The following is a 13,472-nucleotide window of genomic DNA, read 5'->3' on the forward strand; positions in this document are numbered from 1 at the left end:
CCGCGCGGGGCCCACCCGCGACCGGGACCGACGTCCCGTCATCACGAACACGTGTCCATTTCCGCAAGTCAGGCTTTGCGAAATTGCGGGAGACCTGGCTACGGTGGCGTCACCGCAGGGCGCACGCCCTGCCCACCAGCCCGGCAGGCCGTCATCGGCGCCGGGGAGCACGAGCGCAAGGACTGACGTGGAGCACCTGCCGGACCGCTGCCTGATCCTCGGCGACGAGCATGACCTGGGACTGATCTTCACGATGTGCCGGCATCTGGGCGGCGACGTCGGCGGCGCGGTGGTCCTCGAACTCGCGCGAGCCCGGCGCCCTCCGCTCGACCTGCCCGGTCGCATGATGCTCACGGTGCTGCCGCGCCTCGTTCCCTTCTCGGCCGAGTCGCTGTGGGGCGCACGCGGCGCGCACCCCTCGGCCGCCCGCTCCCTGGGCCTTCCCGAGGCATCGCAGCCCCGACCCGGCCCAGCCCTGCCGCGCGGCGAGCGCGCGGCCGCGGCGCTGAGCGCCTTCGCCGACGAATGGCTCCTGCCGGAGGACCCCGCCGTCGGGGACCGTGCTCTCTGGGTGGGAATGGTCGGCGTTCCCGCCGTCGACGCCGTGTGCGAGCGCCTGTGCCGGACGGTGCCCCGCCTCCACCTGCATCGGCCGACCGTGGTGGCGGTCCCGGACAGCGGCCGCCGCTCCTGAGCACGACCCGGTCCTCGGCGCCGCCGGGGCCGCAGGCCTTCAGAGCCCGAGCGCGGGCAGCTGCTCGCGGGCGATCAGATGACCGCGCGCGGCGATCCGTCCCGCCCGATGGAACGACAGCGCCGAGGCACCGTCCCCCGCGGGCAGCTGCAGCAGCGCCGCCTCGGGATGGGCGGCGAGCACCGCGAGCTCGATGCCGTGCTGGGCGATGCTCAGGGAGTCCATGACGTACCGGGCCGCGCGCCGCCGCGGCACGCCGGCCTCCCACGGGTGCGTCGACGGCGGGCCGAGCACGCTCACGGCGAGCAGCATCTGCGCCTCGGGGTCGGGCTGGTCGGGGATCGGCAGCGGCTGGACGAGCGTGCCGTCGGCGAGCACGCGGCCGTCGATCTCGATGGGCGGCAGCAGGGCGGGCACGCCGATCGAGGCCCGCACCGCCGCGCGCAGCTCCCCGCTCTCGAAGGCGACCGGCAGCCAGGTGGTCACGTCGGTCGCGACCACGCGCAGGGGCAGGTCGAGGTCCTCGATGCGGCGGTCGTCGTAGAGCTCGTCGAGCAGCCGCTCTATCCGTCGTCCGCCCACGAGGCCTGCGCCGCGAGCAGGCGGATCGACCAGCCGCAGGGCGTCCAGCGGGCCGGCCCGATCCGCGAGCCGTTCGAGCGTGCGCATGCTCCCGGCCGCGACCGCACCCGCGACGAGCGCCCCCATCGAGCAGCCGTGCAGGCGCACGATCTCGTGACCGCGCTCGCGCAGCGCCCGCAGCACGCCCAGATGCGCGAGCCCGTAGGCCGATCCGGCCCCGAGCACGAGTTCGATCCTCATGCTCGCGAGGCTACCGGGCGCGGCACGGAGCGCACGGCGCTCCACCTTTCGATGGATTGTTCTGACGACACGTCACCTCGCTCTTGAACCGAGCCCGCGACCCGACTACCGTCATTGTTATGACACAGCGTCAGATTCATCCCTCCGGTTCCTCCTCCCCGACCCCCTCGCCCGATCCGCGCCGCTGGAGAGCCCTGGGCGTGCTGGCGCTCGCACTCGCCCTGATCGTCCTGGACGGGTCGATCGTCACGATCGCCCTGCCCGCGATCATCGGGGACCTGGGACTCGACATCAGCGACGCGCAGTGGGTGAACTCGCTGTACTCCGTGGTGTTCGCCGCGCTCCTGCTGCCCTCGGGCCGCCTCGGGGACCGGGTCGGCCGGCGCACGATGCTGGTCGTCGGCGTCGTCGTGTTCGCGCTCGCCTCGACCATCGCCGGGCTGGCCGGCAGCGGCGCCGCCCTGATCGCCGCTCGCTTCGTCCAAGGCATCGGCGGCGCGATGATCATGCCCTCGACGCTCTCGACCGTGAACGCGACGTTCCGCGGCAGGGAGCGCGCGGCGGCGTTCGGCGTGTGGGGCGCGGTCATGTCCGGCGCGGCGGCGCTCGGCCCGCTGCTGGGCGGATGGCTGTCCTCCTCGGCGAGCTGGCGCTGGGTCTTCTTCGTGAACCTCCCGCTGGGCGCCCTCGTGCTGATCGGCGCCGGCCTGTGGGTCGCGAACACGCGCGCCTCCTCCCCCGTGCCCGCGTCGCCCGCCTCCGCGTCGTCGCCCGCCTCCGCGCCGGCGACCCCGCCCGCGACCACCTCCGCCCCGCGCCGCGCGGGCGTGCCCGACCTGTCCGGGGCACTGCTGAGCGGCCTCGCCCTGGGGCTCCTCGTCTTCGGCATCATCGAAGGGCCGGACCTCGGCTGGCTGATGCAGGAGAAGCCCCTGATGGTGCTCGGCGCGAGGATCGACGGCCCCGCGGGGCTCTCGGTGGTGGCGCCCGTGCTGCTGGTCGGCGCCGTGCTTCTCGGCGCCTTCCTGCTGCGCGAGCGCCGCCTGCTGCGCCGGGGACGCGACGTCCTGCTGGACCTCGGTCTGTTCCGCCTCCCCACCTTCGCCTGGGGGTCGCTCACGGCCGCCGCGGTCGCCGTGGGCGAGTTCGCGCTGCTGTTCACGCTGCCGCTGTACCTCGTGGACGTGCGGGGGCTCGACACGATGGGCGCCGGGCTGGTCATGGCGGCGCTCGCCGTCGGCGCCTTCCTCTCGGGGGCCATGGCCCGGCACGTCGCGGCACGGTTCGGGGCGCCCCGCACGGTGACCATCGGGCTGACGCTCGAGGTGATCGGCGTCCTCGCGCTGGTCCTCCTGCTCACCCCGCAGCTGCCCCTCGCGCTGATGACGGCGATCCTCGTCGTCTACGGGATCGGCCTCGGGCTCGCCTCCGCGCAGCTCACCAGCACCGTGCTGGCCGACGTCCCCGTCGACGAGTCCGGCCAGGGATCCGCCACCCAGTCCACCGTCCGCCAGCTGGGCACCGCGCTCGGGTCCTCGGTCGCCGGCGCCCTGCTCGCCTCGGGTCTCACCCGATCCTCCCAGGACATGACGGGGCCGACGGCCCGGGCCGCGCAGGCCCTCGCGGAGTCCGCGGGCGGATCGCTGCAGGGGCTGCGGGCGCAGGGCGCGCCCGGCGATCTCATCGCCTCGATGGAGGACCTGTTCACCGATGGCTCGCGCGGCGCAATGATCGGCGCGGGAGTGTTCCTCGTGCTCGGTCTGCTGGGCGCACTGCAGGTGGCGCGCGCCGCCGGACGCTCCGGCACGGACTGACCTGCGGCACCGGCCACCCCGCGTCGCCGGACCGAAGGGCCGACGCCCGCCGCCGAGAGCCGACGACGCCTACGCGGCGGGCTCGGAGTCGGGGATGCGCAGACTCCAGGCCTGCAGCTCCTGGCCGCTGATCCTCAGCTGCTCGCCGTCGGCGAGGTGCACGCGGCGCGTGTGCGGCAGAGTGCGCTCCCCGATCGCCTCGAGGAGGCTGCCGTCGACGAAGATCCGCAGGGCGCCGTCGAGCGCGGCGATCCCGCGGACGGCGCCGTCCGCCTCGAGGACCTCCACGCGCGCCCCGTGCGGTGCGCGCACCTCGAGGCGCGGCGGCGCCCCGACCTGGACGGCGTTGCCGATCACGAGCTCCTCGCGGTCTCGCAGCGCGTCGATCTCCCCCGGGACCCGCGCGAGCAGACGGTCGTTCTCGAGCACGAGCTCGCGGGGGAAGGTGAGGCATCCGGCCCAGCCCTGGGCGTCGACCTGCTCCTGGGTGCGCCCCTCCCCCTCCCAGGACCAGCCCCACATCAGCACACGATCGTTCTCGCGGTCCTGCACAGCCTGCGGCGCGTAGAGATCGGGACCGGAGTCGATCGGGCCGCCGGCGCGGGCGGTGAACCGCGGATGGCCCCGCTCGTCCTGCTCGAGGGCGCCGACGAGGTGCACGGTGCGGGGGCTCCGGCCCTCCGCATGGCCCCGGCGATCCCACAGGGAGAGCAGCAGCACCCAGTCCCCATCCACCTGCACCAGCTGCGGACACTCCCAGATCTCCGCGGGCGCGATCTCGTCGGCGACCGGGTCCTCCCCGGTCAGCAGGGTGCCCAGCAGCTCCCAGCTCTCCAGGTCGTCGCAGCCGTACAGCAGCAGCGCGGGCGTCGCGGAGGCGGCGTCGTCGTCTCCCACCGCGTCGGCGGCGTCGAGGATCCCGGCCCCCTGGATCGCATAGCGATGACCGACGGCCTCGAACACGAAGGGGTCGCGCACGCCCAGCAGGCGCAGGTCCCCGGGGACGTCCGCGACCACGTGACCCTGCTCGAGGATCTCGGTCATGTCCGCGCTGGTGCGCGCGAGCATCACCCGCGCCCGCTCGTCGTCGACGCCGTCGACGCCCGAGTAGACGAGGGTGGCCGCACCCTCGCGGGCGGGGTCGAGGAGCGCGACGCCGCTCCAGCAGCCGCCCGCGTCGGCCTCTCCGGGCCGCGGGACGATGCTGTCGGGCTCGGCGCGCCAGCTCACCAGATCGGAGGAGGACATGTGCCCCCAGCAGATGTCCTCGTGCCGGGGTGCGGCCGGGTTGTGCTGGAAGTGCACGTGCCAGCGGTCGTCCGTGCGCACGATCCCGTTGGGATCGTTGATCCAGCCGGTCGGGTGCACGCGGTGCAGGGCGGGGAAGGAGGGGTCAGGGGCGTGGGTCATGGGGCACCTCGTGCTCGGTGGTGGGGCGGTTCGGACGGCGCAGGGCCCGCCGCCTCTCGCGAGAGGCGGCGGGCCCTGCGGGGGCACCCTGCGGTCAGCCCTTCTTCACCTCGGGCAGGACGTCGGGGTTGTCCTCGAGCCACTTCTTGACGGCGTCGGCCTCCTTGCCCTTGCCGTACTCGTTGACCACGAGGTCCTCGAGGCTGTTGTACTGCTCGTCGTCGAGCTTGATGCCGCCGATGAACTCGGCGGCGTCCGCGAAGTCGTCGGCGAAGTCCTTCTTCCCCAGGAAGTGCAGGCCCTCCTTCTTGCCCATGGCGCCCTCGGGGTCCTTGAGGTCCTTCACGGGGAAGGCGGTGTTGGCCCAGAAGGGGCGCCACAGGGTGACGACGATGTCCTTCTCCGCCTCGGTCGCCTTCTTCAGCTCGCTGAGCATGGCGGTCGTCGAGGAGGTGACGAGCTCGTACTCCTTGTCGAGGCCGTACGTGGGCATCGCATCGTCCTTGACCACGCCGGTGAGGCCGGCGCCGGGCTCGATGCCGATGATCTTCCCGTCGAACATGTCGGCGTTGCCCTTGAGGTCGGAGATCGACTCGATCTTCGTGTACTTGGGGACGGCGATGGTGAGCACCGCGTTGCCGTAGTACGTGTCGAGGTCGTCGATGTCGTCGCCGTACTTGTCCATGTACTTCTTGTGGGTGACCTCGGGCCATGCCGACGGGTAGATGTCGATATCGCCCTTGGCGAGTCCCGCGTACAGCGCAGCGGGCTCCTCGATCTCCTGGTGCTTGACGGAGTAGCCCATCTCGGTAAGGCGGTTGTCCAGGAGGTAGGCGGTGCTCAGGCCGTCGGTCCAGGAGGGGACGTAGCCCATGGTGATCTCCTTGCCGCCGCTGTCGCCGGAGCCGCCGCCCGACCCGCCGGTGGTGGCGTTGCCGGAGCAGGCCGCGAGGCCGAGTCCCACGAGGCCCGCGCCGCCGATCAGGGCGCTGCGGCGGGCGAGGGGGCGGGTGCTGAGGACGTGTCGGTCGTTCATCTCTGCTTCTCTCCTTCGGTCGGGATGTGGGGTCCGGCGGGGGTCAGGCGTTCGAGTCGGCCGATGCGGATGCGACCGCCGACCCGCTCGAGGCGCTCGGGGCGCTGGCCGAGGACGACGCCGCGGCGGCCGACGCGGACTTCTTCGCGCGGTTGCCGCGCGCCTTGCGCGCGAGCGCGATCAGGGAGCTGCCGTACTGGCTCGGCGTCCCCAGGGCGGCGGTGAGGCGATCGAGGAACACGGCGAGGAAGACGACGGACAGGCCGGCCTCCACACCGAGGGGAAGGTCGAGGCTCGAGATCGCCTGGACGACCTGCTTGCCGAGCCCGGGAGCGCCGATCATGCCGGCGATGACGCCCATCGACAGGGCGAGCATGATGACCTGGTTGACGCCGGCCATGATCGTGGGCACGGCGAGCGGCAGCTGGATGCCGCGGAGGATCTGCCAGGGGGTCGCGCCGAAGGCCTCGCCGGCCTCCACGGTCTCGCCGTCGACCTGGCGGATGCCGAGCTCGGTCATGCGCACCCCGGGCGGCAGGGCGAAGATGATCGTCGCGACCATGCCGGGCACCACGCCGATCGAGAACATGGTGACCGCGGGGATCAGGTAGACGAAGGCGGGCATCGTCTGCATGAAGTCCAGGATCGGTCGGACGATCGCGCTGACCACCCGGTTGCGGGCTGCGAGCACGCCCACCGGGATCGCGATCACCACGGCGATCACGGTCGCCACCAGCACCAGTGCGGTGGTCTCCATCATGTGCACCCACTGCCCCATGGACAGCACGAGCGCGAACATGACGACGGTTCCGATCGCGAACTTCCAGGAGCGCAGGGCCCATGCGAGCAGCGCGCAGATGATGATCAGCGCGAGCGGCGCGATCGAGGTGAGGCCGAGGGTGAGGTTCTCGACCAGGAACGTGAAGATCAGCTTGATGGCGTCGAACAGCCAGCCGACGTTGTCCGTCAGCCATTCGATGGCCGACTCGACCCAGTCGCCGATCGGGATGGCGGGGATGATGCTCTCGTCGGGGTTCATCGGGCCTCCCCTCCCTGCTGCTCGGAGCTCGTCGCGGTCGTCGGTTCCTCATCCGGCGGTGACGGGGGCTCCGAGGGCGATCCGCGGTGCTCGTCGTTCGCGACGCCCGCGGCGGTCAGCAGGGTGACGCGCGGGACGACTCCCGTGAACCTCCCTGCCTCATCGACCACCACGAGGGGGCTGAGGTGCTGGGCCGACGGCGCGAAGAGCTCGGCGATCGGGGTGTCCTCGCGGACGACGGGCATCTCGTGGAGGGCGGACCAGGGCAGGTCCTCGCGTCCGTCGCCCACGGCGTCGGCGACGTCGTCCTCCCAGAGCACGCCGGCCGGCGTGTGGTCGCGGTTGAGCACCACGAGCCACGGGTTCTGGGTCTCTCGCATGAGCTTGTGGGCGGTGCGCGGGCCCTGGGCGGCGCCGAGCACCTCCGCGGGCTTCTCGAGGATCGCGCCGGCGGTCAGCACGCGGCTGCGGTCGACGTCCTGGATGAACTTCGCGACGTAGTCGTTCGCGGGCTCGTTGAGGATCTCCTCGCTCGTGCCCACCTGGACGATGCGGCCGTCGCGCATCATCGCGATCCGGTCGCCGATGCGCATGGCCTCGTTGAGATCGTGGGTGATGAACAGGATCGTCTTCTCGAGGCGCTGCTGGAGGTCGACGAGCTGGTCCTGCATGTCGCGACGGATCAGCGGGTCGAGAGCGCTGAAGGCCTCGTCCATGAGCAGGATGTCGGTGCCTGCGGCGAGGGCGCGGGCGAGGCCCACGCGCTGCTGCATGCCGCCGGAGAGCGCGGAGGGGCTGTAACCGCCCCAGCCCTCGAGGCCCACCATCTCCAGCGCTCGCGCCGCCTTGCTCTCCCGCTCGGCACGGTTCACGCCGCTCACCTCGAGCCCGTACGCGGCGTTCTCGCCGACGGTCCGGTGGGGCAGCAGCGCGAAGTGCTGGAAGACCATGGAGATCCGCCGGCGCCGCACCTCGCGCTCCTGCTTCGCGGACATCGTGAACAGGTTCTCGCCGCCGATCTCGAGACTTCCGGCGGTCGCGGGCAGGAGCCCGTTGACCATGCGGATGAGCGTCGACTTGCCCGAGCCGGACAGGCCCATGACCACGAAGATCTCACCGGGCTCGACCTCGAAGGAGGCGTCGATGACGGCGGCCGTGAGGCCGTCCTCGCGCAGCTCGTCGCGGGTGCTCCCGCGGCGCAGCGCGTCGACGCCCCGCTGCGGGCGGCGCCCGAAGACTTTGAAGAGGCCGTCGGCTGAGATGACGGGCACTATCGACTCCCTCGTGTAGACGTCCAGCTGGCGGTCACGGGTCGGCAGAGCACTCCGGAACCGCAGTTCTGCGAGCGCCCGGGGCGGAACTCCCGCCTGCTCGAGCGCGCGAACGACGATTCTTCGACGCCTCAGCCGACTCTGACCCGACGTCCCATACTGGTCGCCTGACCTGGGGTTCTCAACCTCGCTCTACCCAGGAACGCACGTCGCGCCCGTTTTCCGGCGGATCCGGGTGCTGTGTCCGCAGATTTCGGACCGTGAATCCGACCCCCTCCCGGAATGCGTCCTGACCAGCACCGGCGCTGCTTCTCCGCACATTCTGGGAGGGCGCTCTGCGAGGCCACTCATCACATTTGTGTCACGATCTCCATCCCGCCCCTGCGGTTGCGCCCCGCGCGAGAGTCCCGGACGCTGGAGACCGGGATCCCGACCCGTCGGATCCCCTCATGTCGGGAGGCATCGCAGCATGCGCATCACGAAGAGCTTCATGGTCCTGGACGCCGCGGACACCGAGGTCGAGGCCGCCTTCTGGGCGGCGGTCCTGGGCGGGGAGGTCGAGGCCGGTCCCGACGAGGGCCCGTTCGCGCACTGGCGGGACGTCGTCGTCGACGGCCGCACCGCGCTCGCGGTGCAGCACGCCCCCGACCACGTGGCGCCCCAGTGGCCGGGCCGGAGCCCCGAGCGCCGGCGGATCCAGATCCATCCGGACCTCTACGTCGCCCACGAGGACGCCCCGGCCGCACTGCAGGAGGTCCTGGACCTCGGCGCCCGGATGCTCCAGCCGGCGGCGACGCCGCAGCAGGCGGGGGGCTTCCACGTCCTGGCCGACCCTGCGGGGCACCCGTTCTGCATCTGCTGGGAGTGAGCCCCGCACCGGGCGGTCGTATCCGTCCTCGCCCTCACGCGCGTCCCGGGGGCCTGCTCCGTCTCAGGCGGGATTGATGACCCGCCCCCACGTGGACTTGTTGCCCCAGATGTTCTGGCGCAGACCCTCGAGCTGCAGGATCTGGGAGTGGTCGACGAAGAGGTTGACCTCGTTGCCGTAGTTCTTGACGTACCACTCGAAGACGGGCCCGTCGGCCGCCTCGAACATGACGTTCTCCATGCCCAGCCCGTTCATGATCGACGCGGCGGCCCCGGTGTTCCACTCGCGGACGTTCTCGGTGATGCCCTCGGACTCGATCATGATGATCTCGGCGCCGGCGTCGAGGGCCCGCGTGCCGCGGTCCACGAGGTCGCCGATGTCCTTGGCGCCCTCGGCGGCCAGCTCGGCCTCGCCGGAGTCGCCTCCCGATCCGATCTGGATGCCGAGCTCGGGCTTGGCCTTCAGCCCCGCCTTCACGACCTTCTCGACCAGGCGCTCGAGCCCCGAGGTGGGCAGCATGATGAAGCCCGTCGAGATCTCGATGACGTCGAAGCCGACCTCCTTGGCCTCCTCGAGGTAGCGGTCGACCGCGTCGTCGCCGTAGCGCAGCACGGTCTCGAGCCAGCCGCCCGAGGAGACGTAGGCGTCGTTCTCGTGGGCGATGTCGGAGAAGGCGCGCACCTGCTCCGGCGGGACCAGGGCGAAGGATCCGCCGGCCCACTTGATGCCGTCGACCCACTGCCCGGCCACGTCGAAGACGTCGCGCAGATGGCGGGTGCCGAAGGTCGAGTAGTAGGGGGCGCGGATCTCGGTGAGGCCGACGGAGCGCGGCTTCTCGGGGCGCTTCGCGCGGGGCACGACGTTGAACGAGACGTCGAAGGGGATCTGGTGGCTCATGGTTCCTCCTGGAGGACGAGCGGGTGCGGGTGTCTTCGTGGTGCGGTCGCGACGCGGGCCCGACGGGTCGGACCCCGGGGCGCGGCCGACGGGGTCAGGCGCGCGGGCTGCGCACCTGCGCGAGCGCGTCCATGAGGTCGGCGACCTCGTGGTGCTCGAGGTCCTCGACGATGCCGGCGATGCGATCGCGCAGCTCGGCCGAGGCGAAGGGGGCGGCGAGCGCGTCGAACTTCTCGCGTGCTCCGCCCCAGCTCAGGGGGTCGGTGTGGAAACCCTCGTAGGAGTCCGCTGCGGAGCGGAAGACGGTGCCGTCGGCCAGCGTCACCTCGAGATCCGCGGGCATCGCCTGCGGGAAGCGGGCCGAGAGCTCGTCGTCCGGGACGATCTCGACGAGCCGCATGAGGTCCTGCACGTCGTCGGCGAGGACCCGCTCGTGGTGGTACTGCGCGGGCGTGAGCTCCCCGTCCAGGAGCACCGCGGCGAGCATCCACGGCAGGGAGTGGTCGGCCTCCTCCTTGGTGCGCACGGTGCGCTTGTCGCCCTCCTCCCCGCCGCCGATGATCGAATGGGCGACGTCGAAGGTGCGCAGGCGCACGCTCGTGATCGCGGCGGCGGAGAACCCGTCCTGGGCGCGCACGTCCTGGGCCGCGTCGAGCGCGGACTGCGAGTGGATCTCCGCGTTGTGCTTCTTGGTGATCGTGCGCAGCACGGACTCGAGGTCCTCGGCCTCCCAGTCGATGGAGAAGGGCCCGGCGATCGAGTCCTCGAAGCCCTTGTTGCCCTCGAAGACCTCCTCGGGGCCGGTGATCCCGCGCGAGGCGAGCAGGGCGGCGAAGGCCCCCTCCTTGGCGACCTGCGGGTAGGCGAGGCCCTTCCAGTGGCTGAGGTTCCCGGTGCGGGTGACGCGCAGGGCGTTGTTCGCGGTGCCGGAGATCGCGATCGCGTGGGCGATCTGCGCGGCGGGCAGGCGCAGGGCCTTGGCGGCGCCCGCGGCCGCCGCATAGGCGCCCTGGACGGTGTGGTCGAAGCCCTGGGCGCGCACGGGCGCCTCGTCGGAGAGCCGGGTGTGGACCTGGTAGGCGACGGCGAGCGCGGCGAGCAGCTCCTTCCCGCTCGCGCCGACGGAGTCGGCGCAGGCCAGGACGGCGCCGAGGTTGTCGCTGGGATGGCAGGTCTCCCCCGGTGCGAGGTAGGAGTCCATGAAGTCGATGTAACGGGAGAGCCCGCTGGTGACGAAGGCGGCGCGATCGGGTGCGGTGCGTCCGCCGCCGATGAGGCCGGCGTGCGGCGCGCCGCCGAGGTCGTCGACGAGCTCACGGATCGCGATCATCGGCTCGGCGTCGAGGGCACCGATGGCGACGCCGAGGGTGTCGAGGACGCGGATGCGCAGCTGCTCCGCGGCGGCGGCGCCGAGGTCCTCGTAGTGGGCGCGATCGACGAAGGCGGCGAGCTCCTGGACACGGGTGGATGCGGCGTCGGCGGTCATGGGTGGCGCCTCCTTTCCGAGGTGGACGGGCCGGTGCACCGGAGGCGCTGCCGGCCATGAGCTGCGAGAAAGTAAGGTTTGCCTTGCCTTCCTGCTGCTCGTCATCACACCACGGAATTATCTTGACGTCAAGAGAGTCCCGAGGGCGACTGCGTCCGATCGGAGAGCCGCGTCGACGCCGCGCGCGTCACCCGTCTATCCTGGGCCGACGTCAGGGCGTCCGATTTGTCCCTCCCGGGGCGTCGGAGGTCCGCCCGCCCGAGCGTCCGCATCCCGGCGCCCGGGACCGGCACCCATTCCAAGGAGCACCCCATGCCCCACCCGAACACCACCTCCTCGGCGTGCGCGACGGAGTCGTCGCGCCCGATCCCGATGGCACCCGAGGGGACGGTGGTCCGCTGATGCCCTCCCAGCTCACAGGCACCTGGACCGTCGACCCCGACCACTCTCGGATCGGCTTCTCCTCCCGCCACGCGATGGTCACGAAGGTGCGCGGCGCGTTCAACGACGTCGCCGGCACGATCGTCTTCGACGAGGACGACCACGACCGCTCGCACGTCGAGATCACCGTGCAGATGGCGAGCATCGACACCCGCAGCGCGGCGCGCGACGAGCACCTGCGCAGCGCCGACTTCTTCGACGTCGAGACCCACCCGGAGATGGTGTTCCGCTCGAACCGCGTCGAGGAGGTCGACGAGGGCGGCTACATCATCAGCGGCGACCTCACGATCCGCGGGGTCACGCGGCCGATGAGCATCCCGATGCACTTCGCGGGCGTGGACACCGATCCCTTCGGCAACCTGCGCGCGGGCTTCGAGGGCACGCGCCGCATCGACCGCCGCGACTGGGGCGTCACCTGGAACACCCCGCTGGACTCCGGCGGCCTGCTGGTCTCCGATCGCATCAGCCTCGAGTTCGAGATGTCGCTGATCAAGCAGTCCGACGAGGTCGCCCCGGCTCCCGAGGTCGACTCCGCGCACGCCGCTGACGCCGCCGATGCCGTCGATGCCGTCGATGCCGTCGAGGCCGACCCCGCCGACGATGCCGCCGAGCTCGCCGAGGGCGCCGGGCCCGCCGACAGGTGATCTCCCGACCCTGAGCCCCGACGGGCCCGATCCGCACGCAGCGGATCGGGCCCGTCGTCTCTCAGCGGAGCCCGGCTCCGCAGTCCGCGTCGACCTCAGCAGTCCCCGTCGATCCCGCAGGCCTCGCCGCCGACGACCCCGGTCTGCTCGTCGGACGCACGCGACGCGCCGTCCTCGCCGAGCAGACCGCGCGCCCTGCCGAGCTCCTCGAGGGCGCCGCGCAGAGCCTCGACCGGGAGTGCGCCCGGAGCGGCGTAGGCGTCGCCGAGGACCATGAACGGGACGCCGCGCGCACCCATCTCGACCGCGGCGCGCACCTCCTCGTCGACCTCGGCGTCGTGGGCGTCCGTGGCCAGGACCTCGCGCGCCGCGGCATCGTCGAGCCCCGCGGCGACGGCGTGCTCCACGAGCACCTCGTCCTCGAAGGGGTCGAGCTCGCCGCGGAAGTAGCCGCGCTGCAGGGAGAGGAAGAAGTCCTTCGCGGCCTCCTCCCCCGCCGCGGCCCGCACCGCCTGCAGTAGTCGGTGCGCGGCCCGGGTGCTCGCGACCGGCCGCTCGAGCGCATAGTCGCGCCCGAGCTCGTGGGCGAGCTGCGCGATCTGCTCCTCCATGCCGCGCACCTCATCCGCGCCGCGGCCGGTCTTCTGCATGAGGTGGTCGACGTTCGTGGGCGCCGACCCGGCGGCGCGCTCCTCGGCGCGCGTGGGGGCCGACGGGTCCAGCTCGAATGAATGGGTGCGCACCTGCACCTTCCCCGCGAGCCCCGCCTCCTGGATCGCCTGCTCGAGGCGGCCCTCGCCCACGTAGCACCAGGGGCAGACGACGTCGGTCCAGACATCGACGACGAGCGGCTGCCGGGAGCCGAGCGGGATCAGACCGGGGGCGGCGGCGGGTCCGGCGGCAGGGGCGGCAGCACGTGCGGCGTCGGGGGTGGATCCTGCAGGGCTCATGACGGCTCATCTCCGAGAAGGGCGGTGTGGGAGCGCGGGACGGCTCGATGCGCTCACGCTACGCTCGTGCCCGCACGCGCAGCGCCTGCAGTCGAGTGCC

General features: G+C 72.1%; 12 protein-coding genes. 4 read left to right on the forward strand and 8 right to left on the reverse strand.

Annotated elements, in window-relative coordinates:
* The first annotated feature begins 187 nt into the window (after window positions 1-187).
* Window positions 188-694: a hypothetical protein gene (locus FHG10_RS04170; protein WP_152352091.1), complete on the forward strand. Its 507-nt coding sequence runs from the start codon at window positions 188-190 to the stop codon at window positions 692-694.
* A gap of 39 nt (window positions 695-733) precedes the next feature.
* On the opposite strand, the gene FHG10_RS04175 is transcribed toward FHG10_RS04170, so the two are convergent.
* Entirely contained in the window at window positions 734-1,516 is a 783-nt protein-coding gene (locus tag FHG10_RS04175; protein ID WP_152352092.1) for a patatin-like phospholipase family protein, read from the reverse strand.
* A 119-nt stretch (window positions 1,517-1,635) separates the two neighbouring features.
* Between FHG10_RS04175 and FHG10_RS04180 the strand changes: the two genes are divergently transcribed.
* Window positions 1,636-3,330 carry an MFS transporter gene (locus FHG10_RS04180; RefSeq protein ID WP_152352093.1) on the forward strand — a complete coding sequence of 565 codons (1,695 nt, stop codon included), beginning with the start codon at window positions 1,636-1,638 and terminating at the stop codon, window positions 3,328-3,330.
* 69 nt (window positions 3,331-3,399) lie between these two features.
* Here FHG10_RS04180 and FHG10_RS04185 read toward each other — a convergent pair whose 3' ends face one another.
* The 4 genes from FHG10_RS04185 to FHG10_RS04200 form a co-directional block, all read right to left on the reverse strand.
* Entirely contained in the window at window positions 3,400-4,740 is a 1,341-nt protein-coding gene (locus FHG10_RS04185; protein WP_152352094.1) for a glycoside hydrolase family 32 protein, read from the reverse strand.
* 94 nt (window positions 4,741-4,834) lie between these two features.
* Window positions 4,835-5,776, reverse strand: coding sequence for a glycine betaine ABC transporter substrate-binding protein (locus tag FHG10_RS04190; protein ID WP_152352095.1), 942 nt, complete (start codon window positions 5,774-5,776; stop codon window positions 4,835-4,837).
* 43 nt (window positions 5,777-5,819) lie between these two features.
* Window positions 5,820-6,815 carry an ABC transporter permease gene (locus tag FHG10_RS04195; RefSeq protein ID WP_152352096.1) on the reverse strand — a complete coding sequence of 332 codons (996 nt, stop codon included), beginning with the start codon at window positions 6,813-6,815 and terminating at the stop codon, window positions 5,820-5,822.
* On the reverse strand, window positions 6,812-8,086 hold the full coding sequence (locus tag FHG10_RS04200; RefSeq protein WP_152352097.1) for a quaternary amine ABC transporter ATP-binding protein: 1,275 nt from the start codon (window positions 8,084-8,086) through the stop codon (window positions 6,812-6,814). The genes FHG10_RS04195 and FHG10_RS04200 overlap by 4 nt, the downstream gene beginning before the upstream one ends.
* A gap of 469 nt (window positions 8,087-8,555) precedes the next feature.
* Between FHG10_RS04200 and FHG10_RS04205 the strand changes: the two genes are divergently transcribed.
* Window positions 8,556-8,954 carry a VOC family protein gene (locus tag FHG10_RS04205; RefSeq protein ID WP_152352098.1) on the forward strand — a complete coding sequence of 133 codons (399 nt, stop codon included), beginning with the start codon at window positions 8,556-8,558 and terminating at the stop codon, window positions 8,952-8,954.
* A 63-nt stretch (window positions 8,955-9,017) separates the two neighbouring features.
* On the opposite strand, the gene FHG10_RS04210 is transcribed toward FHG10_RS04205, so the two are convergent.
* Both FHG10_RS04210 and FHG10_RS04215 read right to left on the reverse strand, forming a co-directional pair.
* A complete protein-coding gene (locus FHG10_RS04210; RefSeq protein WP_152352099.1) occupies window positions 9,018-9,851 on the reverse strand; it encodes a phosphosulfolactate synthase in 834 nt (277 codons plus the stop codon).
* Between the two features lie 94 nt (window positions 9,852-9,945).
* Window positions 9,946-11,337, reverse strand: a complete 1,392-nt coding sequence (locus FHG10_RS04215; RefSeq protein ID WP_152352100.1) for an MmgE/PrpD family protein — start codon at window positions 11,335-11,337, stop codon at window positions 9,946-9,948.
* Between the two features lie 401 nt (window positions 11,338-11,738).
* On the opposite strand from FHG10_RS04215, the gene FHG10_RS04220 reads away from it, so the two are divergent.
* Complete coding sequence (locus FHG10_RS04220; protein ID WP_152352101.1) at window positions 11,739-12,422, forward strand: YceI family protein; 684 nt, start codon at window positions 11,739-11,741, stop codon at window positions 12,420-12,422.
* Window positions 12,423-12,517: 95 nt separating this feature from the next.
* On the opposite strand, the gene FHG10_RS04225 is transcribed toward FHG10_RS04220, so the two are convergent.
* Complete coding sequence (locus tag FHG10_RS04225; RefSeq protein ID WP_152352102.1) at window positions 12,518-13,372, reverse strand: DsbA family oxidoreductase; 855 nt, start codon at window positions 13,370-13,372, stop codon at window positions 12,518-12,520.
* Window positions 13,373-13,472: the final 100 nt, after the last annotated feature.

Source organism: Brachybacterium subflavum (assembly GCF_009299795.1).
Classification (GTDB): Bacteria; Actinomycetota; Actinomycetes; order Actinomycetales; family Dermabacteraceae; genus Brachybacterium; species Brachybacterium subflavum.

Bases quoted from the DNA above. Each gene is read 5' to 3' on its own strand.
- FHG10_RS04175 (WP_152352092.1), bottom strand. From the start codon at position 1,516: ATGAGGATCGAACTCGTGCTCGGGGCCGGATCGGCCTACGGGCTCGCG.
- FHG10_RS04180 (WP_152352093.1), top strand. From the start codon at position 1,636: ATGACACAGCGTCAGATTCATCCCTCCGGTTCCTCCTCCCCGACCCCC.
- FHG10_RS04185 (WP_152352094.1), bottom strand. From the start codon at position 4,740: ATGACCCACGCCCCTGACCCCTCCTTCCCCGCCCTGCACCGCGTGCAC.
- FHG10_RS04190 (WP_152352095.1), bottom strand. From the start codon at position 5,776: ATGAACGACCGACACGTCCTCAGCACCCGCCCCCTCGCCCGCCGCAGC.
- FHG10_RS04195 (WP_152352096.1), bottom strand. From the start codon at position 6,815: ATGAACCCCGACGAGAGCATCATCCCCGCCATCCCGATCGGCGACTGG.
- FHG10_RS04205 (WP_152352098.1), top strand. From the start codon at position 8,556: ATGCGCATCACGAAGAGCTTCATGGTCCTGGACGCCGCGGACACCGAG.
- FHG10_RS04210 (WP_152352099.1), bottom strand. From the start codon at position 9,851: ATGAGCCACCAGATCCCCTTCGACGTCTCGTTCAACGTCGTGCCCCGC.
- FHG10_RS04215 (WP_152352100.1), bottom strand. From the start codon at position 11,337: ATGACCGCCGACGCCGCATCCACCCGTGTCCAGGAGCTCGCCGCCTTC.
- FHG10_RS04220 (WP_152352101.1), top strand. From the start codon at position 11,739: ATGCCCTCCCAGCTCACAGGCACCTGGACCGTCGACCCCGACCACTCT.
- FHG10_RS04225 (WP_152352102.1), bottom strand. From the start codon at position 13,372: ATGAGCCCTGCAGGATCCACCCCCGACGCCGCACGTGCTGCCGCCCCT.